This is a genomic window from Solibacillus sp. FSL K6-1781 (assembly GCF_038630735.1).
Taxonomy (GTDB): domain Bacteria; phylum Bacillota; class Bacilli; order Bacillales_A; family Planococcaceae; genus Solibacillus; species Solibacillus silvestris.
The window spans coordinates 697,187-722,033 of record NZ_CP152038.1 but is presented as its reverse complement, the minus strand read 5'-3'; the positions used below and the strand labels follow the sequence as shown (position 1 = coordinate 722,033).

Genomic DNA, 24,847 nt, shown 5'->3' with positions numbered 1-24,847 from the left:
AACTATCCCCCTAAAGAGATAGTTCCTTGATTTATTCTGCTTTTTGTTTTTCGTAATCGCTGAGTTTGAGCATTGGATACATTGTGCGCATACTTGCAAATATTCCAAAGAGAATAAAGTAGAATAGTACATAGACTTTTAATTCCCAAATATTATAGAAGAACCCTGCTACACCTGTTGCAAACCATAGCCCGAATAAATATTGCCCGAAGATTGTTTTACGTTCTTTCCAGTACATCCATACCATCGCCAGTAAGAAGCCTGCAAATAATAGAACGCCGACTGCACCTGTCTCTGCAATAACTTGAATATATTGGTTATCGGAATAGAAGTTCTTGCCGCCGTATATATCAGAACGGATACCGTACTCCTCATAAATCGGTGAGTCATATGATAAAGTTGCCGAACCACCGAATGTCCCAAAGCCGGCACCTGTAATCGGATAATCCTTCAGCACTTCAAATCCTTTTTTAATATAGAACATACGACCACTTTCCTGCATCAACTCCAAAGTGTCGTCCGAGAATGTTTCCGTGAAGCGATTGCTAATTCCACCAGAAATTTCCTCTGGTGCTACCGTGTTTTCCACACCTAAGTTTTGTAAAAATGATACTCCCCAGTTTACAGGGAAATAAATTAGTGCGATTGCCACAACAAATGAAATGGCAATTCTCTTCAATAGCTTCCAATTTCGTGATAGCAGCATGAAGAATAAGACGAAGACGAACGCAGAAATCCATGTACCACGGGAAAGTGTCAATAATAGCATTCCAAAGAAAGCGACTTGTGCTATACGGAACGTCCATTTAAATTCATTGTTTTTATAAGCCCATCGCAGGAAGAATACCGCGCCAATTGCAAAGAACATGACTAATGCCAGTGAGTTCGGATTGTTCAGCATACCGTAGACACGCACGAAGTTTGTTGAAGAAAGTATTTTTTCCGTCCAAATTTCAGGCATTAATAACTGGCGCATCGACAATTTTTCGAAAATCCCCTGAATAAAAATAACTGCACCTGAAAATACAGTAACCCATGCCAGTTTCACAAGGAAGTTTTTCGGCAATTCACTGCGGCTTAGAATGTAATACAGTAAATACATAACGCCGAATGTACGTAATTGGAAGACGATCGCACCAAGTGATACACCGTTTTTGTATCCGATGATTGCACCGAAGATTAAAAAGGCGAAGAAGAAGTATTCAAATGGTTTGAAATGAAACCAAGTTTTAAATTTCTTCGTATTAAATAAAAATAAACGCAGTAATACGACGATCGTAATTAAATCGCCGATGAGTTTAAGACCAGGGTTCAGTTCAATAAAGAAGGTACGGAAAATAACGTACGGTACTAAAATTACTAAACTTTGAAACGGCTTAAAAAATGCAAAGAGTACAAAGAAAATCGCTGTACTGATTTGCGCTATCGAAGGCGGAAGCAGTAAGGCCGCCACAAGTACAAGAATTGCCCCAAAAATTTCGAGCCATTCTTTTTTATTCATTTTGACAGAAATGTCATTCATAGATGTCCCAAACCCTTTCCTATATGTAGTTCTCTATTTTTAGATGAGTTTTGCTCATGTGGATTAAGACGAACTTAAGTATAATATGGTTACAATTATAATTCAATGAGAGTATAAAACACACCCTAAATTACTAGAATAATTGTCAGATCAATGGTTTTTCAGTCACATAACATAAAAAAAAGAGAGGAAATATGCCTCTCTTCACCCCCAAACCTCTCGAATTAAAATACCCCTGAATTTTACCAACAAATAACATTGAAAGATTTTAAAACTTTCTGCAGCAAATCCCTCCAGTCATTCATAATTGCTCATCAAAACCATAAAATATATACATCACTATTTTGGAGGTCGTACTATTGCAAACTAATAACCGTAAGAAAAACAATGAACCGCCGATCGATAACAATCCATTAATTCAAGCCGCTTCACTTGAGGTATTAGCCGGCTTGTTAGCTACGTTAGCTGAAGGGATTTCTACATTTGCATCTGCTCTTGCACTACAGGAAACACAGCAGCAGGTCACTAATAACAATCAAAACAACGTGAATCTCCAGGAAGTACATGAACAGCTTCATTACTTAACAAAAGAGGTAAAAAAAATATCGAAGGCATTAAACTTGTAGTCATTTTCCGGTTTTCTAAAATAGAAATACGACGCTTTGTTTTGAAGTGCCTTCTATTCTATTTGTTTATCGCTATTCCTCTCATATAAAAAACCTCCCCCTCAATTGAATTTTTTTGAGCTTTAACCCAGCTCACTCTTTTTTATATCTTCTATCCTTATAGTATTGAACTCATTTTTCCCTATCATCAAAATATTTTTAAAAGGACTTTTTAATTACATTTATATTACAAACGTCTAAAGAATTAGGATTCATCTATGATTCTCGCTCATATATTGGTAAAATATCATCATATAGGAAAGGAGCGTGAATCTGTGTTTAAAAAAATAGTTGGACTAGCATTCGCATTAATCGTTGCTCTGTCTTTCACAACACAATCAACATCTCATGCAAATGATATAAAAGGCCATCAAATGGTAAATGAATTAACATACTGGTCTAATCTTAATGTCATCCGACCAGACAGCAAAGGAAATTACTACCCAAACCGTGCCGTTACGCGTGGTGAATTTGCTTCTTACATTACACGCGCACTTGAATTACCAGACTCATCTACATACACTTTTAAAGATTTAAAAGCTGGTAATGAACTGACACGTGAAATTCAGGCAGCTGCAGGCTCTAACATTTTAAGTGGCTATCCTGATGGCACATTCCGTCCGAACGAAAAGATTACGCGCCAGCATATGGCAGCACTTTTGGAAAAAGCATTGCGTTATTCAAACGTGCCATTGGAAGGACAACCATTAACATTCAAGGATAACAACAAAATCAGTGATCAGTTCAAACCAGCTGTAGCTACAAATGTTTACTACAATATTATCCGTGGATCGCATACGAAAAACGGGGTATTTTTTGAACCTCAGGGCAATGCGACAATCGCTCATGCCGCAGCATTTTTATTCCGTATGCAAACGACAATCGAAACATTTGCTGTAAAAGAAGGTGAAGATCCGGTGGAAACACCTGCTCCGAACCCAAATGTTTATTATGTCGGCAAAATTTCAAATGGAGTAATTACGAAAAACTCTACTGTTTACTTTAACTACGAACAAGCTGAAGCAGCGTTAAAAAGTTCTGGCTCAAACTTGATTATTAAAGGCGATAAAATCATTAAAATGTCATCTGGCATCGCTTCAGCAGCTGACACGAAAGCAAACACTGTAACAATTTATTCAGACAAAAACTTCACGAAATCGTTATCGTACGCTGTAGAAGGCTCTCAGTTTAAATACATCGGAAGCAACGATCAGTATGCAATCGTTCAATTAGCTGATACAAAAGGCTATGCGAAAATTGATGAAGTTACATTAACACCGACAAGCTTAATTAAAGGACAAGACTTCTATTTTGTTGAAGGCGGTTACTTAACACATCGTACGTACAATCATATTACACAAAAGTATAATTGGGATTATGTAGTGAGTGAAGCACCTGTATTTATGCAGCGCGGCGGTCAATACTATAGCCAGGATGGTGTAAACTTCTACTCTGATGTTCTATTAACGAAAAAAGTAGGGACACATTATCCGTACTTCCAATTCCAATCGATTCGTCAGCCATCTAACTATACAGCTGAGGAACTGGACAATATGATTATGACATTATTAACAGAGCGCCAGGCAATCAAAACTTCCCCTCAATATGCTAAAGCAACGACTGAATCTCGTTTAATCGGCATGGGTAAATTTTTAAAGCAGGTAGAAGCACAATATAATGTCAATGCACTATTCATTTTAGCTGCAGCAATGCACGAAGGTGATTACGGTGTAAGTAAGAATGCATTAACGAAAAATAATATTTTCGGTATTAAAGTATTCGATACAGATCCGACATTAGGTGAAGTTTATAAATCTCGTGATGATAGTGTCCTTGCGTTTATTAACCGCTATGTCAACCTGAACTACGTGCCTCAATCAGGTGGTTATGCAAAAGGTGCAGCACCGGGGAATAAAACAGCCGGCATGAACGTGCACTATGCATCAGATCCATTCTGGGGCAGTAAAATTGCGGGCCATATGTACCGTATGGATAACCGCTTTGGTAAAAAAGATTACAAACAAGCAAAATTGGCCTTCGTATCATATGAAAATGGTCTTTTAGTAAATGTTCGTAACGAGCCATCTACAGCTTCGCCAATTCACTTCACTTATAAAGCGAAATATGTAGGTGAAACAGGCGTGTTCGGCTACCCTATCTCAATCGTTGAAGAAACAAAGGGTACGGACGGCTATGTATGGTACAAAATTATGTCAGACAATAACCCTCCTGCAAAATACGGTTGGGTACGCTCAGATTTAGTTCAACTAATTCCAGGAAATTAATTTTTTAAATCCAGTACTTCTACGGAAGTGCTGGATTTTTTTTGAGTTGGGCCTGAGGTTGCGAGAGTTGTTGTTTATTAGAAAAGTTAGGAAGGTTATTAGAAGATTGGACTAGGATATCTGAACTTCCGGGTATGGTTTTAGAACATCCGAATGTCATTTTAGAAGAAACGCCTATTATATTAGAACTTGGCACTTTTATTAGAACATTTTTCAGGATATTAGAACTTCTGATAAAGATATTAGCAAATCGTAAACAAAAAACTGAGCAGCCCCTCTAGCAGGAAGCCACTCAGTTCATTATTTCGTATAATATTGCACAATGCCATTGTAAATGGACTGGGCAAAAATTTCGACATACTCGTCAGATACCAGTTTCGAACGATCTTCATTATTTGTTATGAAACCGAGCTCCACTAAAACAGCAGGCATTACGTTTCCTTTAATAACAACATAGTCTGCGCGCTTTACACCACGGTTGTACATTTTGGCGTTTTTAACGATTTCATTGTTAATGGCCGTTGCCAACGCTAAATCTTCTTTTTCATTTGCATTGGAAGTCACGCTGTAGAATGTTTCCGTTCCATTTGCTGATTCCTTTGCTGCTGCATTTGCATGAAGACTGATAAAAATTTCACCGTTTTCATTTTTTGCATATCGGACACGATCCTCTAAGCTAGGATATGTATCTCCAGAACGCGTCATTTTCACTTTTGCACCATCTTTTTCAAGCTTTTGCTTTACGAGATTCGCAACTTTTAAAACGATTTCCTTTTCACGTGCGTCTTTCTTTACAGCACCTGGGTCTTTACCGCCATGACCTGGATCAAGAACAATAATACGATCTTTTACAGCAGGTCCTTTTTGATTTAGAAGTTGTAAATATGTTTTATTAATATAACCATTTATACCGTTATACGTTATTTTAGCCCAGCTACCGGATACCGAATGGACTTCCACTAGTGTACCTCGCTTAATTTGACCAAGCGAACGTGCACTGCCTGAAGCCGATTCCCGAATTTGCAATGCATCAACTGTTGCTTTACCAACTGTATTCGTCAATAGCTCTTGCGGCGGGGTAACAGGTTGTTCGTTTTCACCGCCATTATCTGCAGGTGGATTCGGTACATTATTTTCCTCTTCCACTACCGGTTTTTCCGGTTCCATTACTGGAGGAGTAACTGGTTCTGTCTGCAATGTGTCTTCAGTTTGAGAAACACGGACATAGGCAGGTAAACCATTTACTAACGTAACATACCAATTGCCAATCGTATTATAAACAGCAATTTTCTCTTTTGCTGCTATTGAACTTACACTATTTGAACCAACATCACGCTTTTCGTATGCCTTAATATTGCCCGATGCGTAAACATGCTTTTGTACTTTATTAAGCTGCTTACCTGTTTCATCCATAAAATCTACATAATCCTTGTAAACATAGGCATAGCGTCCTTCATGGGAAACTTTCAGCCAACCATCTTTCTGGATTTCAAATACAGCAAACGATGCACCTGTATTTACTTTCGCCAAAATATTCGATGCATTTGAAGAAGATGCAGATGTGCGGACATTTAAATTATTTACATTTGCTTTAACAGAAGCAACTGCTGTCGAAATATCCGGTACAGTCACCCCTTGAACAGGCAATGGCAAACGATACTTGTCAGAAGAGGCACGAGCAATAAATGATGCGAACTGTGCACGTGTTACTGAATTTTTCGGATTATATTTATCAGCCTCTACAGTAATTCCGTTAAAGTAGATTGCCGCGATATATGGATAATAGCCATATGTCGGTTTAATATCTTTAAATGGAATTTCCAGCTTTTCTGTTTGAGCTGCGTTTAATTTAAATGCAATGGCCAGCACTTTACTCATTTCTTCTCTTGTCAAAGGAGTGTTCGGCGCGAATTTTCCATTGGATTGCTCAGAGAAAAACCCTAACTCCACAGCACTTTCTACATAGCCCGAAAGCTCAGTGCCTAATGCAACATCAGAAAACGAGGACTTTTTTACAGTTAAAGGCTTGTTATTTGTTGCAACAACAACCATTTTAGCAGCTTGCCCCCGGGTTACATGGGCATTCGGTTTATAAAGAGTTTTACCGTTTTCTGTATACCCTTTGATGACACCCGCATTTACTAAATAGTTTATTTCATTATACGCCCCATTTGAAGAAGGGACATCGGCAAAGCTTGTACTAGCATATGCCGTATTCAATTGGAACATTGCCATGAAGATGATTGTCACCGTCACGACCAGATTGCGCAAAGACAATGTTTAAATCCTCCCCTCTATTAGATAGTTCCCATTTTACCAAATTATTCATAAAATTAATATGTACAAAGCAAGAAATTTAATATTTTTCTAGATTATAGAAAGTAGAAAGTGATATTTTCATTATTTGCTGATGAGAGTTTCCCTTTTAGGTAAAAACGGCATCAATGAATGGCTAATAAACTGGTGATGTGCTGCTTTAATCGTGTACTGTTCCACATTAGGAGCTGAAGGTTCTACTTTCAGACAGAGAATGTCTAATAAAGTTGGCTTGTTCTACTTTCGGTGCTGGTTGTTCCACATTAGGAGTTAAAGGTTCTACTTACTCTCGTAAACTTCTACTTTAGACGAAATAGTTTCCACTTTCATTCTGAGAATTTCTAATAGAGTTGTCGAGTTCAACTTTTAGTGCTGATTGTTCCACATTAGGAGTAAAAATTTCCACTTTCCTTTCAACTATTCTACTTGATACGAAAGAGTTTCTACTTTTCCTCCGTAAACTACTAATAAAGCTCTCCCACAAACAAAAAAAAAGAAACACAGACAAATTTCGTCTGTGTTTCAAATACTATTAGTAAGTACTTCCCTGCAAGGTGGATATCTATTGAGATATGTAGAAGTTACTAATTTTTATTCATTAAGTATTGGTATTGCCAATCTTATTATTGTAAACGGTTAATGAAAGCTGTTAAATGTTTTAACATAACGTTGTCGTTTGTACCGAATGTGCCGTCACCTTTACCAACTGTGATGCCGTTCGATGCTAAGATCGAGATGTCGTTATGTGCCCAGTGAGATGTTGGTACATCTGTGAACTTTAAAGTATCTTGTTTCATTTTTAAGTCAAATGCTTTTACTAACACTTTTGCCATTTGAGCACGTGTTAATGGTGAAGCTGGATTGAATTTACCTTCATCACCAGTGAAAACGCCTAATTTATATAGTGCTGTTGCTGCACCTGCATATTTTGATGATGTTTTAATATCTGAGAATGGTGAATTTGTATCAGATGTATCTAAACCTAATGTTTTTGCTAACTGAATTGCTACTTCACCACGAGATGCATAAATCGTGAAATCGATAGCTGAATCTTTAACTTCTTCTTTTTCAACTGAAGATACTGCTGCAACTACTTTATTACTTTCTCCAAAGCTCGCTACGCGTTTTGCTCCGTTATATCGTTTCGCCCAGTAAGAAGAATTTAAACTTGCTTCAGTAACGCCTGTGCTTGTACCAGCGTGAACGAATTTATTTCCACCTAATGAGATACCAACATGAGAAGCTACTTTACCAGTAGTATTAAAGAATACTAAATCGCCTGGTTGTAAATCTGATTTTGAAACGGCACTACCTTGTTTATATTGAGAAGCAGCTGTACGGTTTAGGTCATAGCCTAATTGCTTGAATACTAATTGAGTAAATCCAGAGCAATCTAATCCGCTTGCTGTTGTTCCTCCGTAAACGTATGGTACACCGATATATTTAGAAGCTGTTGCTGTTAATTCTGAAACTGATGCTGCTTGTGCTGTATTATTCGAACCCATCCCTACACCTGAAAAAATCATGAAAGTTGCAAAGATCGGTAATAAGATTTTCTTTTTCACTTTAAAATGGAACTCCCTTCAAAATAGGCCTCGTGATGAATATTCGAGGTATAACATAACGTAAAACTTGTTTGTTCATGTTTATTTAACCTAATAACAGGGTAACATATATAATTGTGATATTATTTTTCACTTGTGTAACAGTTTGTAGTAATTCGATATAAAAACAAAAAACACCAAATCCCTGTATTTAAGCAGAGATTTGGTGTTTTTTATAGAATTTTTATAATATGAAATTATATTTCGTAACATTACTGTAATGTAAGGTACTAGTATTTACCATATTATTTACTAGAAAAATGTTGAACTACATAATATTTCCCATTTTTTGATTGTTCAATGCCGGTGCCCATATGTGTATATACTTCTTTTAAAATATTATCTCGGTGTTTCGGTGACGCCATCCAAGCCTTTACCGTTGTTTCCGGTGACTCGAAGTTTCTGGCCAAGTTTTCTCCATAGCTTGAATACTCATAATCGAACAATGTCGCTAAATCCCACGGGTTGCCGTAAAATGGTGAATTATGTTCGAAGTAATTGCGTTTTAGCATATCCTTCACTTTAATAATAGCGATCTGTGTTAACTTCTTGTCTTGCATAAATGGTGAAAGTCCTTTAGCAGCCCGTTCTTTATTAACAAGCTCCAATATTTTTTTCTCCCACTGTTTATGATGATTCACTGTATCAATATAATCTTTTTGTAAAAAGTCATATACTACTTCCAGATTATTAATCTTTTCCTTAAACTCCATTCCGCGCATTGTCAGTGCAGCGACATGAGCTCGTGTAACAAACTCATTCGGTTCAAAAGTTTTAGCAGTCTTTCCTTTTACAATTTCCACATCTGCCAATGATTCAATATAATCTTTTGCCCAATAGTTTTTAGGCAGATCCTTAAATGTTGTCTTATTTTTCTGATCAACTTCAACCTCATAGGCAAGAGCGATCATTTTTGAAATATGTGCACGCTTTAAAGGGGCTTCAGGATGAAACTCACTAGCATTTTGAATAATCCCCAATTCTGCAAGTTTACAAATTTCTTTATAATAACGGTGATTTGTAGGAACATCCGTAAATTCCGGAACAAAATCAGTCGCAAGTGGAATGCCCATCGTTCTTGCGATAATACTTGCCGCCTCAGCACGAGTCGTCGTACTGTTCGGTTTGAATGTACCGTCTGTATAGCCTTCCATAAACCCTTTTTCAACTAGCTCATATATTACAGGTGCTGCCCAATACGTACTTTTCACATCAGTGAAAGTTGGAGACGTTTTTGCATATGCATCAGAAGATGGTGCATGTAATAAACATGCAATGATGGACCCCATAATTAAAACCCGTTTCATCAAACCCCCCCTATCAGTCCATTTCCTATTATTATACAATGAATTAATTACTTTTCTCTTAACAGAAAACTTGTCTACTAACTTAAAAGCCATTAAATAGAAATTCTACGCCAAATTCGACCAGAATCAATCTTATTTTCTGCTAAAAAGCGTCCAGCTCAAATTTAAGTTTACTCTAAAAAATACCCCAAAAGGCAGATTTTCCATTCTACCTTTTGGGGTACAGTAATTAAACTATAATATTTTCAATTAAATTACAACCCTAATTCAAAAATAGCTGCCTGCAGTTTATTGTAGTTTTTCACTAATGATTTTTGGTTGTTTGTCAGGCGATCGTAAGCTGTTTTCGCAGACTTTGCTCTTGAAGCGTACGTTCTTAAGGTTGGATCCAGATCCTCAATTTGCTTAATGACACGCTCCGCTGCTTTTAAATCTTTTTCGGCTTGCTGAAGATCAGAGTAGTTCAGTACTTGACGCTTGGAACCAGAAGGAAGTGCTTTATATGCCGCCAATGCATTTGTAACATCTGTAGCAAAGCTGCTGGAAGAAGAATTCAATGAGGCAATGATTGTCGTCACCTTTTGGACTTCTGTCATATCGAGTACGGCCTCTTGTAATTTGTAATAGTTTGTTACCTTCAATTTTTCCTCTTCAGACAATTTGTCATATGCCAGCTTTGCTGCTTCCATATTCCCTTGATAGTACTTGTCGCTTGGCGTTAACCCGGCAATTAGTGTATAGACATGAATTACATTCGATAAATTCGAGTACTGATCCATATTCGTTACGTACTCTTTTTGTTTATCATCCAGTTTTTTCAGTGCATTATTGACTGTATTGAACTGACGGCTCAAATCATTTCTTGGATTGCTCAAACCCTCAATTGCATTAATTGCCGCTTCGATCGGTTTAATGTATTTTTCCTGTTCTTTTAATTCAGGTTCGAGCGTCACGCCTTTTTTATTGGCCGAGCTTAATGATTTATAGGCTTCACGCGCTTCTTTTATTTTGGCGATAAATTCATTTGCCGGTGCTGCATTTAATGCTCGAATCATGGCATCTACCTTTGCGCCACCTTCTACATTCAGTTCATGCTCCTGCAATGTCGGTAAATTCGACACTTGCGCTGCTAACTCAGCCGGCAGTTCGTTATATAACGCTCTTGCTGCTACTGTCTCTTCCACAAACGTTTTGCTCGATGATTTAATCGAATTAATTGTATTTACTACATTATAAATGGTAGCGAGATCTCCCAATAACTTTTCACTGTTGACGAGCAGTGCGCGTTCAGACATTGTCAGCTTTTCATAGGCTTTCTCTGCTGATTGATACTTAGAAATAAATGTACGGGCATTTGACGGATCCAATGCGAGAATATCGTTATCCAGTTTTAATACCGGTTTTACTCCGCGCTCGCGAGTCGTCAAGTCTTTGTAGTTCGTTACTAAACGCTGATCTGATTTAGTCAGACTGTCATAGCCGTTTCGTGCATCAATCAGTTTTTGAATATAACCTTCCGCAGTAGGTATTGCCGCATCAATTAGTGCCACTACCTTCTTGGCATCGGAAACACCTTGTTCGGCAGACGCAAGCTTCGTAATATTGTGCACGAGTTCTTGCTCTTGAACAGATAGTGCTGCATAATCCGCACGGATTGCCGCAACTTCTGCCTCATAGGTTTTCGAACCAACACGCAGTTTTTCTATACGGTTGATTAAATCTGCTACTTTTAAAATATCGCTCAGCTTCGAGCCATAATTATAAACATCTTGTTTTTGCTTATCCGTTAACCGTTCATATGCTTTTTGAGCAGCCGCTACTTTTGACGGAAAATTACGGTCTGTGTGAACGGGCAGCTTTTCAATGAGATCGATTACTTTTAATGATGCTTTGTAGTCCCGTTCAAGGTCTGTTAACACTTTGGCATTCCCGACATTGCGTTTCGTTGCAGAATCCAATTTTTTGTAAGCTGCCGATACTTCCGCTAAATCGGTGATGAATGCTTCACCGGATTTTGTTTGCAGTGCATCGATTCTTTGCTCGATTGAAAATGCAGAACTAACAACATAATTGAAGGCATCTAACTTTTTACCGTATTCATTCTGTAACTTGGATTTAATAATATCTAAATCTGTATTTGGTTTTTCTGGTGCTGTGTAGCCTTTTAATAATTCTATAAACTCATTTTGTGCAGCTGATAATTTTTCTTTGAAATCTTTTGCAGTCGGACGGATTGCATCAATTTCCATCATCAGTTTTGCGAACGGCAAAAGTTCATCCAGTTTCGTTTTATTGTAGACAATCGCTTTCATAGGCTCTGTCAGTTTGTTGAAAGAGGTTTCGGCTGCAGTCGTTTTACGCGCAAAATCCTTTGCTTTAACATCAATTTTATTGATTGCCTCAATTGTATTTAATGCTGTCTTGTGGGACCGCTCGACTTCTGTTAATACTTTAATGTTTTTTACTAATCGTTTGCCGTTCGCAGATAAAGCATTATACTTTTCACGCGCTGCAACGATTTGCTGTAAATCAACTATATCAGCAGTTTTGAATGCAAGAATGTCAGTATCCAATTTTGTAGCTATAGATTGTTCCTCTTTTTGTAGTTGCAAATAGGACGTTAAAAATTGATGAAGTTTCTCGATATTTTCTGCATCATTTGGAAGAACTGCAACTTTGACTGAATCCCAAGTATTTAATTGTTTTTCCGCTTCCACTAGATCTTCCGTATAAGTAGTGCTCGTCACTTTTAAGTTGGCTACATATTCGGCAATTTTCGCTATCGGCATCAAGGCTTCTAGGCGGGCACGATTCGTGACAAGCTCTTGCTCTGGCGAAGCAGTTTGTCCTTCACCTGCTTTAATCTTTGCATAAGAGGATTCAGCTGTGCGAACCTTCGTGATAAAACTTGTTGTCGTCGATAACTTTTTGGAATCCGCTAATTTACTATCATCATGATTAGAAAAAACATCTGTTTTGATTGCATCAATTTGTTTTATAACATTTGCGGCTGTTGATGATGTTTTTTCCCATGAAGTTAGTAAATGCAATGCCTCTGTTAATACATATTTGCGGTCCGACGAGGATAGGCCATTATAAGCTTTACGCGCATCCGCAACGATCGAGCTTTTTTCTTCAAATGTTGCAGTATTGATTTTTAAGATTTCCACTTCGACTTTTTGTACTTTTTCAATAGCCTCTTGCATGTCTAATAATTTACTATAATTTGTAACAAATGTTTTTTCGATTGTGTTCAGATTTTTATACTTTGCTTCTATTGTAGGTAATTCTGTGCGAAGCTCTTCTGAGTTTGCCTTCAGTTTCGTTAATTGGGTAATTTCATTCAAAACCTGTAACGCATTTATGTAGCTTTCCAAATCACCGTAATTCTCTACCAGTTGCTGTTGAAGTGTAGACAATTTTTCATATTCATTAATAATTGACGTTATTTTTGAATTGAACATAGTTGCAGTTGGTGGATTGAGTTTAATATCGTTTATTTTATTTTCTACAGACTCAGCTTTCACAATATTCGTCTCTGCGTTTTTTATAAATTGTTCAACGCTGATACTATTTTCAACGATTTGAATTATTAAAATGTTTTTTAACGACGGTTTTGAAATTTCCATTTCACTTAACATCGTACGGGCATTTTCAACAACATTTTCATAAGTATCTTTATCAACCGATTCCGTTTTTGAAGCGGTTTGAATAGGAGTAATTGCATTCGCAATAAATTCTTCCAGCTGCTCAACAACCTCTTTATTCGTTTTCAGGTTTTCGACAGCTTGTTCGCTCACAAATGTATTAACAAATTCGTCCGTTCCATTTCCTCCGTAATATTTAAGTGTCGAAAGGAAATTACTGGCATGTTCGCCTGCTTGGGCAGCAGCTGAACTTAGTTGCTGTGAAGCTGCAGGTATATCTTTTAACAGTTCGTCATATGCAGTTTGAGCAGCATTAGTTTCCGCAATTAAATTTTTATTGGATGAAGTTAGTTTTCCTATATCTTCCTGTAAACTATTGGCCTTTTTCGTAAATTCAATATAGTCTTCTAAATATGTAAGCTTGGAATCAATTAACTTCTTATCCCCATCTGATAATAGGGCTTTTTCCTCATCAGACATTGTATTATATCGATTCCGCTCAATTTGAATTGTTTGAGCGCCTGATTCCTCATTGACTGCTTTAAAAGTATTCAATAATCCATCGGCAGTAACTGAAGCTACGACATTTAAGTATGTCGGTGTTGCACTCGCTTCTGCCTCTCCAGCCTGCGCGACGATTCCAGGAGTAATCAAAAGCCCCGCCATTAAACCAACCTTCAAGTTTTTCTTCATCGTTTTATCCCTTCCTTCATGGGTAGTGCTTTAAAATGGTTCATAATCCTAGGTTAATTATCGGCATATTCTCACAGTTTGTTAGTTGATTTATAAGGAAAAGGATGTAGGGATAGTGAGCCCAATGAATATTCGGCACTTTACATACTTTTTTCGCCTAAAGGGGTTCCTTATTCGTCAAAATGCATTGTAAAGTTGCAAAGTCCGTAACTGACAACATTTATTCGCCAATTAACTAAACATATTAGTCAAAGTTTTGAGCTTATTAGTCAATTTCATTAGTATTTTAGTCAATTTAACTCAAATAATCGTCACTTTACATGAAATAATAGGCAATTCCATATTTAATAGACAATTTTTATATTTATCCGTTATTTCCTTAAAAAACAAAATCACTCTATCCAACAAAGAATAGAGTGATCTTTTATTACAATGCGTCTGTATATAATTTGCCTTCCGGTAAGTACTCGGACATGCCGATTTCTTCAAGGCCATTTTTAATTTTGTATGTGTGACCTAAACGGTTTTCCGATAAATAATTCGCTTTTGAAATCAACATCTCTTCAAATACCGGTAATTGTGATGGATCTACGTCTTTCCAGTTTTTATAAGAGTTGATCAAGTCTTCAAGTGTTAAGTGCTGATAATCATCACCGGCAAATTCACCTTTTGGATTCACGCGGTACCAAAGATCTCCGTTTGAACGGATCCACTTGTTCTTCTCAATTTGCAATGCACGGCTAATCGATTTGGCCGCTTCCAAATACTTCGGATCCTGGAATTCTTTATATGCCAACAATAGTACATTCATCCCGCCAAGTACATGGTTCATCGATGCATGTGTTGTCACTTGCTGATTCACAGGGAAGTAATCTGAAATATAGTAAGCATCTTTAGCGACATTGATTACATGCCCTGCCTGTTTACGCGATGCTAAAAGATCCGCATAATTACGTAATGGCTCTTTATAGTTCGGCATATTAAACTCTGCTCCCGAATTATAGTAGAATAACGCAATCTGCTCATTGAAGCGCGTGTCGATAAACGGTGCTGTAATGCCAAATAAGTTTTTCAAATACGTACTCGTTACTTCTGTCTTCCAGTAAGTCGCGTCGCCTTTAAACTTATTCAAGTTAATGAACGAGTTTTTCACTAAGTTTGCAAAATAACGGTCGCCCTGTTCTTTTAATAATACAAGTGCGCGGTCTTCTTTTACCAGCAATAGATTACGCCCGAAGCCTTGGTAAGATTTCGGCATTGGCTCCGTAGTTGTCGCCATTTTATTGTATGGACCTTCTGCTGTGTACCAGTTGTTACGCTTTTTATAGTTAAGCGCCGTTTCAAGCATCCAGCCATTCATATTTTCATCTGTTTTAAATAAACGCTCATTTGAATTCATATACCATGTGTCGACAATATCGTTGCCATTAGAAACAAGTGTATAGTAGCTGAATAAATCTTCGCCAAGCCATGCTTGTGAATACGCTTCGTACTCTGATTCCAGATCACGCATATAGCTTGTACCGCCAGTATCTTTATAGCTTTGTGTTAATTGTTTTGAACGATATGCCTTTCCGACCATACGATCTGTCGCCAGCTTTTCGTTCTCCATAATGCGTAATAATCCTGTCGGGTATGATGACGAGTCAAAGCCAAATACATCAGCCGAATTTTTCTCGATTGGGAAACGATCATATCGGTACAATCGGTAATTCGTTACATTAGTTGCTTTCTGGAATAAATCCACAGTCAGCTTTGATTTCCCCTTATTCGTTAACGTTGTAAATACAAAATCATCGCCATTTTCCAAAGCTCGAACTGTTACTTTCACTGTTGCACCTTGGTTTCCGACTGCATAATTATAAACTGTATCCTTTGCAACACCGTAAGTTTCAGTAGTTGTACCTTTAAATACAATCGTAGCTGTTGAACGAAGATATAACGGGTTTGCGTCCGATGTTACTTGTGCAAAGTTCATTTCTTCACGATTGTTTTTAAAATTACTTGATACTTCTGCTGCCTGAACTTTATATTCATTTTTTGCAATTTGATTTGTTGCAACTAGTGCACGGTGAAGCATGACCGAGAACGTTACACGGTTAACTGTTGCTTTCGGATCGTAAGTACCGTCTTCACGCCCTGTTGTAATTCCGTGCTGCGCTAATATTTTAACATTTTCGCGATGCGATTCACTGATTTTGTTCCAGTCTTTAAATGTCAGTTCCTTACCAGTATCTTTCAAATCAAATGCACGCACTAAAGTCGTCGCCATCTGTTCACGAGTTAACGCATCCGCTACACCGAAACGTCCGTCTGGTTTACCTCCGAAAATACCAGCTTCATATGTAGAAAACACACCTTGTAAAAAGCTAGATTTCGTACTTACATCTGAAAACTTGTTTTGATACTTACCGTCCGGAAGCTTTAACGCACCTTTAAACAGGTTTGCCGCCTGACCACGGTTAATATTTAGATTTGGACGAAACTGTGCATCCGGGTAACCGCCGATAACGCCCATCTCTACTAGCTGCATCACTTCATTTTTTGCCCAGAAATTATCCGGCACATCCGCAAGCTTCTGCTTAACCGTTAACTTTTCACCTGTTTGCGGCTGATTAGCTGGCTCCTCTGATGGCTCGTTTTGTTCTGCATCAGTTGCAGGTTGTTCAGTTTTTTCTGGAGACTCTTGCTCTACTGTTTCCTCTTTTTCTGGAGACGTTTCTGTTTGTGGTTCTTGCTGAGCTGGTGTTGTCGTTGTTTGTTCAGCTTTTTCGTCAGCAGAAGTAGAATCCGCTTCTTTTTCATTTGTAACCGTTTCCTCTTGAACTACCGGATTATTACCGGATTCCGTAGTTTGAGTCGTAGTAGTGGTTGAATTTTGTACTGTTGGATTTTCAGCTTCAACTGTGCCTTGTACATTTGCATACGTTGCGGTTGGTAGCGCTGTGGATAAAAATAGTAGCGAGGCTAACAGTGCTGATTTTATTTTCAACATTCGACAGATTCCCTCCTTTTATTTCAATAACGTATAAATTATACCGAATATCGCCATATATTTCACTGAAATGTACAATATTTAATAGAATAATAGCAATCAATGTAAGTGTAGCACGCTACTTGTTATGAAGCGATGGTAATTCTCCCTTCCTTTAGTAGGTATTTCTTTATGGGGTGGGTGGGGTTCTAGTATTCGGCTGCGTGGTTCTACTTTCACGCCGTAACTTTCTACTTTTCCCTTCTGAAATTCTACTTTCCTCATAATCTGTTCTACTTTTTTGCAAAAACTTTCTACATCCCCCTGCTTAATTTCCACTTTTAAGCAAAAACTATCTCTTTACACATAAAAGCTTCCCACTTCTTCTCTCCCCTCTATCTTATGATCCCAATCTCTGAATTTCCCCATAAAAAAACACTTGAGCTTATATCAAGACTCAAGTGCATGAACCAAAACGCTTCCTTATTCTATACCGATTACAATAAAGTCATCAGAAGTTGCTTGGATTGCGTTATATAAAAATGTCGCCAACTGGGCGCGTGTTAATTTCATATTTGGACTGAATGTTATAGCTGTCGTACCTTTTGTAATTCCGTAATCAACTAAGGTCTGGATGTACTTCTTCGTTGCAGTATCTGTTAATTTGTTGACATCTGTGAATTTCGTCTTTGTAGTAGTAGATTGTTGCAACTCAAAACCGACCGTCAACATTTTGGCTAACTGAGAACGAGTCAATGTTGCGTTCGGGCGGAATTCATCGCCATAACCGTTTACAATGCCTGCTTTATTTAATGCTGCGATGGCTTTGTAATATTTGCTTGTTGGTGGAACATCTTTGAACTCCAGATTTGGCGCGGTAGTATTTTGCAGATTTAATGCGTTCGCTAAATATAATGCTGCATCCCCGCGTGTTGCCGATTTACTAGGCTCATAAGTTTTACTCGTCACACCAGTAATAATTCCTTCATTATATAATGAAATTATTGCATTGGCATGGGAGTTCGTTTCTTTTACATCGGTAAATGGATTTGTATATGCTTGTACTGAATGCCCGCTTACGATAACACTTGAAATAATAACAAGCACTACAGTAAGTATTGATACGTTGAATAATTTCTTCATTTACATCAATCCTTTCGATTAAACTAATTAGCACAATTATACAATAGTTTAAGTTTTATGTAGATGATAACTATACAACCGGTATCTCATTAACCTCAAACAGCTTTATTAGAAATATATTAGAAAATATTTGATGATTTCTACTATATATTAGAATTTCCGGTACTGGTATTAGCACTTTCATATATTTGGCTTCAATATTTAATTATATCTATTCTGCAACCGTGCTAATTTATTTACTCTATGTATTTTATTAGAACAATCCAATCTTTATTAGAAGTTCCAATTGACTTATTTGAACTTTGAACAGTGATATTTGAAAATGAGGAACACTTATTAGAAGAAACTAACTTTTTATTAGAAAATGAATTACTTATTAGATTATCCTAAGATTTATTAGAACATCTTCAGTTTATATTAGAAAACTAAAACCCTAATAAAAAAAGCATACACGCAATTAAGCATGTATGCCGCATCTAAACTTAGTTCGTACGTAAAGTTGTTCGTATATTATCGAATGTATCAACAACAGCATTACCTGCCTCATCCACTACCTTCGCTATACTTGTACCTTTTTTAACCGTAACGATCGTACTACCTGGTTGGTTAGCCGATAAAGTAACGACTGCTTTATTGGCGGTTGTCGACCCTGTTACTGATGCGATTCCGACCGTTGCTCCTGCAGAATTTTCAATTACAAATGAATCTGCAGCAAGACCGCTTACATTTTCGCTAAATGTAAGCTCGATTTGGTTTGCTGATATAAATTGAGCAGAATTTAGCGTTGGTCGAATATTCTCCTTTAAATTGACGACGGCCGTTAAGTTCCCCTGCGATGCCACCGAATCTTTTGCCTTTACGCCGGTAATCGTTAAGTTCCGTTCTCCAGAAGCTGTTGTTTCATTTGGTGCTAACGTCAAAAGAACCGTATCTAAAGCATCGCTTGGAACTTGCGCATTCGTAATTCTTGCATTTGGAATAGAATAATTGCTTGCAACAGAAGCTGTTGTTGCGTCCACCTCATGGTTAAACTTCAATCGTACTTGGTTGTTCGTCAATTTTGGATCCGTCACTGAAGTTGTAACAGTTGGTGCAACTAGTACATTTTCATTGTTTGAATAATCTGAAGTACGTTGGAAAGTGACCGCCTTATTTGCTGTATTCACATTATATGCACTGTCTACATCTGTAAACGATAACGTCACATTATACGTTGCACTATCTGCATCGCCTGATCCTAGTAAATCATCGAGTTTCACACGCACTACTGAACGATTGCCGTTTTCTCTATACTCTAACGCTGTTGCTGTACCATTGAATGTATGTGTTACACCGCCTTTAACATAGTTGCCGGATGCTGTGACACGTGATGCAGTTACTAAATCTACTGGTTTATTGAGCGTAATATTTAAATACTCGAAATTGCCTTCTCGTGTTACTGAAGTTGACGTTACTTCGGGCGCTGCTGTATCAAGTGTAAATGAATGCGTAGTCGTAAATGTATTCGTTTCGCCTGAAATATCCGTAATCGTTTTGCCGGATGCTGTGCCAATATTATAGACACCGTTTAAATCATTCGTAGCTGTTACGATAAATGAACGGTCATCACCAGGCACTGCTTCAATTGACGTGATCGCATTTGCCGAATTACCTAAACGTAACTCAAGATCACCAATTGCCGGTTTTTGAATTCGTTCCGAGAATGTCAGTCTAAATGTTTTCGGACCTGTTTGTGAGATGCTCGTCAGTGTTGGTTTTACTCCATCAGCCCCGCCCATTGCAAAGCTAGTTGTCAGCGGGTTTGGCGTGCTGAAGTTTCCGGCAATATCACGCAGTCCTGCAAATGTTGCAGTAACTGAAGTATTTGCCGCTAATGGCTGACCATTAACCATTGCGTTGGATAAATCAAAATCTGCATACGTAGCACCCGCAGCGATTTCTCCGGTAATACCTGTTACATTCGTACCGTTTGCCAGTCTAAATGTGATACTGCTGTTACTAAATGCGCGCAAAGGCTCCGAGAAAGTAACACGGACGGTTTTCGCATCTCGGTTTACGGTACTGATTAATGTTGGTGTCACTGTATCTGAACCGAAGTTGACGACTTCATCATATGGAGTAACCGTTGTACCGGCAGTATTTTTCACATTGTTTACTTTTACTAAATAGCGTCCTGTTAAAGCTGCCGCCCCGTTTGTAGAGATTGTCAATGTACGGCCATCTTCACTTAACTGCCCTCTTGAAAGAGTAACGGCATTATTGTCTACACCGGATACTGATACATAGTTTGCCAATTGCACAGATGTTAAGCTGGCAGGCAAGTCGACTCTTTGATTGAATTTCACTTCAATTTGTCCTGCATTAAGCGCTTTCACAGATGCGACTTTCACTTCAGTAACGACATACGTTACTTTCGCTGAATAATCTTTACCGTCAATTTTAAACTCAACCGTTGTTTCCTCATTTTCAGGAAGGTTATTTTCTAAAGTAACTGCATGCTCGGAGTTGTCGCTTAATGTGACTTTCAATTTATTTGCTGCAGTAGCTTCTGCTGATTTTACTGTTAAGGCAACATTGTAAGTTACAGAAGTTCCATACTCCTTACCGTTGATCTTAAACTTAACTGGTGTTTCTTTGCCCGTTTCCAAAGGTGTATCCAATTTTACCGTATGTTCCGTATTGTCAGTAAGCGTAACTTTCAATGTCGATGCATCAACAACTTCAACCGCTTTCAATCCTTCGCCTGGAACTTCCACTTGAAGCAATTTATACAGGAATGAAGAGAACTGTCCGCGTGTTGTATTACCTTTCGGGTTGAAGTTCGGTACGCCCGTTACGTTATAGTAATCTAAAACTCTGATTGCAGAACGTGCCTCTGCTTTCGCTCTGTTATAATCAATGACATCCTCTTTAAAATCCTGGTCCATAACATATCCTAGAAAGTCAAAATTATTAATATTCGTATAAGCGCGCACTAAAACAACCGCCATATTTTCACGTGTAATCGGATCCGCCGGTAACAGGTTTCCGTTACTTCCGTTAAATACACCATTGTCTTTTACTAATGCCGCATATTGCAATAGCTCATCCTGTGATGTACTGCGCAAGTCTGAAAAGCGCATATTTGTTTTATAGTCTGAAGGGATTTTATAACCTTGTGATACTAAGTATTTACCTAATAGTTTTACAACATCCGAACGGGTCAATGTACGATTCGGTTTAAATGTGCCATCCGGATATCCTGAAATGATGCCTTGGCTTACGAGTGAATCAATTGCACGCTCATGAGTATTACCTGCTGTGTCCGAAAAACTGGCCGCACTTGCTGCGGGAACAATTGCCGATGCCACTAATGTTGCAGTAGCCGCTGTCGTTAAAAACTTCTTATACTTCTTCTGCATCTTTATTAACCTCCTAGTTTGTAAAACAATTAAATATGTTGCTTTCTTCAAACTTGCTTACAACCTTTCCAATTCCACAAATTATTTGAATATAAACATAATTCCGTTAAAATAACTAAAAAGTATTATAAAGATATAAAAAAGCATATCTATCGAAATAGATATGCTCCAAAAATTAGTAATTAATATTCGTAGGTACTGTAAACTGGAGTGGAGAGAAAACAAGTTTATTATTCACCAGATCACTAACTGTTGATGTGCCAGTTTGGGAAACAGTGACAACTTGGTTTGCTTTTAACGGCTGGGCTAAGCGGATTGCCACTTGTTCATTGTTACTACCTGTGGTATATACTTGTGAAATCGGCACTGCTAAATCGCCCACTTTTACTTCAAAAGAATGATTCAATACATTTTTCACTGCTTCATTAAATGAAAGAGTGATTGTATCGGTTCCTGTAATATTATGATAAACATATTGCGGTGCGATATTTTCATTCAAATAAACCAGCTCAGTTTTAGGTTCCATTGTGACAATTGAATTTAATGCCCGTAAATTGCTGATCGTTAAATTTGTTCCGCGAGGGAAGCTAATATCCCCTTCCTTGATTGTTAAATATACTTTATGTGGCTCATTATGATTCACGACTGCACGCTGAATTGTCAAACCTTCCAAAGCATAGTTCTGCAGGTTCGATGCCGTAACACCATCCACATATGTCGACAACGTAATAACAATCGTTTTATTATCAATTACCGTACCCTGTCTAGCATTATAGGAAGTTTCCACACTTAAAACGGAAAGCTTTTCTTCATTTTGTGCAAAATCCGAACCACGTACAAAATTCACTTGGTAGGCAGGATTTACCGCCTGTCCATACTCACTAGTAACACCTGTAAACGTAGCACCAACTGAATATGTGTAGCCTGAATTTGATGTCAGCCCTGTTAATGTACTTAGGCGGACTCGGATTGTTTTGTCGTTTGTTGCTGATTTTTCAAGCTGCCCTACTAAAGAATTTGCTAATGGATACGTATATCCATTTGAAATATAGCTGCCTGATAGTGTCACTTGTGCAAAGGCCGCTGTTTCTACATTACGATCAAACGTAAACTCTAAATATTCGATTCCTTTATCTTTTACAACATTAGTACTGACAACAGACGGGACAGTTGTATCAGCTACAAAGTTGTAAGCTGTGGAAAATACATTCACTTCTCCGGAAACATCTGTAATATAGCGTCCAGGTGTCGTTGAAATAGTTGAATATCCGTTTAATGAACCATTCGTCGTAACAACATAGGAATTGGCATCCTCTTTATCTTTAACAATACTAGTAATTCCCGGTGAATACGTATTTTGAGCAATTGTGATATCTGCGGGTACAATTGCGCGAACTTCCTCAGAAAATGTTAACTTGAACTTTTTTGCACCAAGCTGCGTTACATTTGTGAGCGTTGGTACAACCCCATCTTTATCCCCTTTTGTAATATACGTAGTTAACGGGTTTGGTGAAGATAAGTTATTCGAAATATCAATGATTGTTCCAAATGTGATGGAAATTGCTGTGCCTGGTGCTAAAATTTGCCCTTTTGCAGTCGCCGCCGATAGATCATAAATAACTTCTGTTGCGTTTTTTTCAATTGTTCCTTGAATTCCTGACACTACTGTACCATTTGCTAATTTAAATTGGGTAACGCCAATAGGATTTGTAACCGGCTCTGTAAAAATTACTTTTACTTTAGTTGCCGAAACATTTTCTACTTTTAAAACGCCCGGTGCTGTTTTATCAGGTACGAATGTTGCGATATCATCATATTTATCAAGCTTTTTCGATGTTGCTGATTCAATACCATCAACTACGACACGGTAACGTCCTTCTAATCCAGTTGTCGCATTAATTGTTACCGTCAATGTGCGCTTATCTTCACTTAATTGGCCTTTTGACAGCTGTACTTGTCCAAGACGATCGACACCCGTAACCGCAACGAGTTTATTAATGGCCGCTGTATTTAACTCAGCCCCGAGTTTCACCGGCTGATTAAATGTAATCGCAAGTTGCCCGCCATTTGGGTTTGTAATAGATGCAATTTTCAGATCCGGCACTTCAAATTTCACTTTTGTTGTAAACATTTGTTCGTTAACATCAAAAGTAACTTCAGTTTCCACATTTTCTACTAACGGTGTTTTTAATGTCACAATATACGCCTTATCATCAGAAAGCGTTACACGCAGTTTGTCTGCTGCTTGTACTTCTACTTTTTTAATTGTTAAAACCGGCTTTTCCGGTTCAGGCTTTGGTACTTCAATTTGCAGCATATTATAGAGGAACGTAGCGAACTGACCACGCTTTGTCGGATCTTTCGGACTGAATGTCTTTTGCTTTGTCACCGCATAGTAAGCAAGTGTTTCAATAGACTCCTGATGCTCTTTAGTTGTTCTGTTTAAATCACTAATATTCGATTTATAGTCAGTTTCTTTCATTGCTTCCACATAATCAAATTCATTGATCACTTTAAATGCGCGCACTAAAACTGTCGCCATCTGGTCGCGGCGTAACTGGTCACGGTGCATAAGTGCTCCATTACTACCTTGAAAAACCCCAACATCCTTCACTAATGCCGCATATTGCAACAATTCATCCTGAGATTTTGCCGTTAAATCTGTAAAGCGCATTTTCGTTTTATAATCTTTCGGAACCTCATGCCCCAATGAAACTAAATATTTCCCTAATAGTTTTACAACATCTGAACGCGTCAGGTTTTGATTCGGCTTGAATGTGCCATCCGGATAACCTCCGATAATGCCCTGCTCCGATAATGAAGTAATCGCATTCTCATGACCACTGCCTTTAATGTCCGAAAACGATGCCGCACTAGCTGCAGGAACAACAGCCGTTGCTGCTAGAACAGCTGCTGTTGCAGATGCTAGAAATTTAGTATGAACTTTCATATGTAACGCCTCCAATTTCTATTCTCTTATTATATATGTAGAAACTTTATTTGATTATGACTAACTTCAGCGATTACTAGATTTGTACTGTCTGAATAAATAGTTTGATCCTTATCTATAAAAGCTAATTCCTCAACTATTACTTCTTCATATTTCCAATTTCTAAATAACGATAATACTTCCTTACAATGAATTTCAAGGATATTCAAGTTCGTTTGAAAAAAGCCTTGAACATCTAATAGAAGTCCATTTATTTTCAATTGACTAAAAAAATGCATAAAAATCCCTCCATAGTAAATATTGTATAGAATTTTATAGGGATTTACAAATTTTCTCACAA

General features: G+C 37.8%; 12 protein-coding genes. 2 read left to right on the top strand and 10 right to left on the bottom strand.

The genetic code is table 11. The annotated features are described in order from the left end of the window. Nucleotides 1-31: 31 nt before the first annotated feature. On the bottom strand, nt 32-1,522 hold the full coding sequence (locus tag MHH37_RS03425) for an O-antigen ligase family protein (RefSeq protein ID WP_087615628.1): 1,491 nt from the start codon (nt 1,520-1,522) through the stop codon (nt 32-34). Nucleotides 1,523-1,881: 359 nt separating this feature from the next. Here MHH37_RS03425 and MHH37_RS03420 point away from each other — a divergent pair, with 359 nt between their 5' ends. Both MHH37_RS03420 and MHH37_RS03415 read left to right on the top strand, forming a co-directional pair. After that, complete coding sequence (locus MHH37_RS03420; RefSeq protein ID WP_008407391.1) at nt 1,882-2,148, top strand: hypothetical protein; 267 nt, start codon at nt 1,882-1,884, stop codon at nt 2,146-2,148. Nucleotides 2,149-2,462: 314 nt separating this feature from the next. Further along, nucleotides 2,463-4,472, top strand: a complete 2,010-nt coding sequence (locus MHH37_RS03415) for an S-layer homology domain-containing protein (RefSeq protein ID WP_342574987.1) — start codon at nt 2,463-2,465, stop codon at nt 4,470-4,472. Nucleotides 4,473-4,772: 300 nt separating this feature from the next. On the opposite strand, the gene MHH37_RS03410 is transcribed toward MHH37_RS03415, so the two are convergent. From MHH37_RS03410 to MHH37_RS03370, 9 genes are all read right to left on the bottom strand, one after another. After that, entirely contained in the window at nt 4,773-6,749 is a 1,977-nt protein-coding gene (locus tag MHH37_RS03410; protein WP_342574986.1) for an N-acetylmuramoyl-L-alanine amidase, read from the bottom strand. 662 nt (nt 6,750-7,411) lie between these two features. Beyond that, entirely contained in the window at nt 7,412-8,353 is a 942-nt protein-coding gene (locus MHH37_RS03405) for a C40 family peptidase (protein WP_342574985.1), read from the bottom strand. 284 nt (nt 8,354-8,637) lie between these two features. After that, a complete protein-coding gene (locus MHH37_RS03400) occupies nt 8,638-9,699 on the bottom strand; it encodes an S-layer homology domain-containing protein (RefSeq protein ID WP_342574984.1) in 1,062 nt (353 codons plus the stop codon). 254 nt (nt 9,700-9,953) lie between these two features. Next, a complete protein-coding gene (locus MHH37_RS03395; protein ID WP_342574982.1) occupies nt 9,954-14,039 on the bottom strand; it encodes a hypothetical protein in 4,086 nt (1,361 codons plus the stop codon). Nucleotides 14,040-14,466: 427 nt separating this feature from the next. Further along, the gene (locus tag MHH37_RS03390; protein WP_342574981.1) at nt 14,467-17,034 is read right to left on the bottom strand and encodes an S-layer homology domain-containing protein; all 2,568 of its coding nucleotides are present in this window, start codon (nt 17,032-17,034) and stop codon (nt 14,467-14,469) included. A gap of 462 nt (nt 17,035-17,496) precedes the next feature. Further along, the gene (locus MHH37_RS03385; RefSeq protein ID WP_342574980.1) at nt 17,497-18,156 is read right to left on the bottom strand and encodes an S-layer homology domain-containing protein; all 660 of its coding nucleotides are present in this window, start codon (nt 18,154-18,156) and stop codon (nt 17,497-17,499) included. Between the two features lie 482 nt (nt 18,157-18,638). Further along, entirely contained in the window at nt 18,639-21,557 is a 2,919-nt protein-coding gene (locus MHH37_RS03380) for an S-layer homology domain-containing protein (protein ID WP_342574979.1), read from the bottom strand. A gap of 175 nt (nt 21,558-21,732) precedes the next feature. Continuing rightward, nucleotides 21,733-24,507, bottom strand: coding sequence for an S-layer homology domain-containing protein (locus MHH37_RS03375; protein WP_342574978.1), 2,775 nt, complete (start codon nt 24,505-24,507; stop codon nt 21,733-21,735). Nucleotides 24,508-24,536: 29 nt separating this feature from the next. Then, complete coding sequence (locus MHH37_RS03370) at nt 24,537-24,845, bottom strand: hypothetical protein (RefSeq protein WP_342574977.1); 309 nt, start codon at nt 24,843-24,845, stop codon at nt 24,537-24,539. Nucleotides 24,846-24,847 lie beyond the last annotated feature (2 nt).

What these genes read in the sequence shown, in the direction of transcription:
- MHH37_RS03425 (WP_087615628.1), bottom strand. Translation starts at nt 1,522, where the DNA reads ATGAATGACATTTCTGTCAAAATGAATAAAAAAGAATGGCTCGAAATT.
- MHH37_RS03400 (WP_342574984.1), bottom strand. Translation starts at nt 9,699, where the DNA reads ATGAAACGGGTTTTAATTATGGGGTCCATCATTGCATGTTTATTACAT.
- MHH37_RS03380 (WP_342574979.1), bottom strand. Translation starts at nt 21,557, where the DNA reads ATGCAGAAGAAGTATAAGAAGTTTTTAACGACAGCGGCTACTGCAACA.
- MHH37_RS03375 (WP_342574978.1), bottom strand. Translation starts at nt 24,507, where the DNA reads ATGAAAGTTCATACTAAATTTCTAGCATCTGCAACAGCAGCTGTTCTA.
- MHH37_RS03385 (WP_342574980.1), bottom strand. Translation starts at nt 18,156, where the DNA reads ATGAAGAAATTATTCAACGTATCAATACTTACTGTAGTGCTTGTTATT.
- MHH37_RS03395 (WP_342574982.1), bottom strand. Translation starts at nt 14,039, where the DNA reads ATGAAGAAAAACTTGAAGGTTGGTTTAATGGCGGGGCTTTTGATTACT.
- MHH37_RS03390 (WP_342574981.1), bottom strand. Translation starts at nt 17,034, where the DNA reads ATGTTGAAAATAAAATCAGCACTGTTAGCCTCGCTACTATTTTTATCC.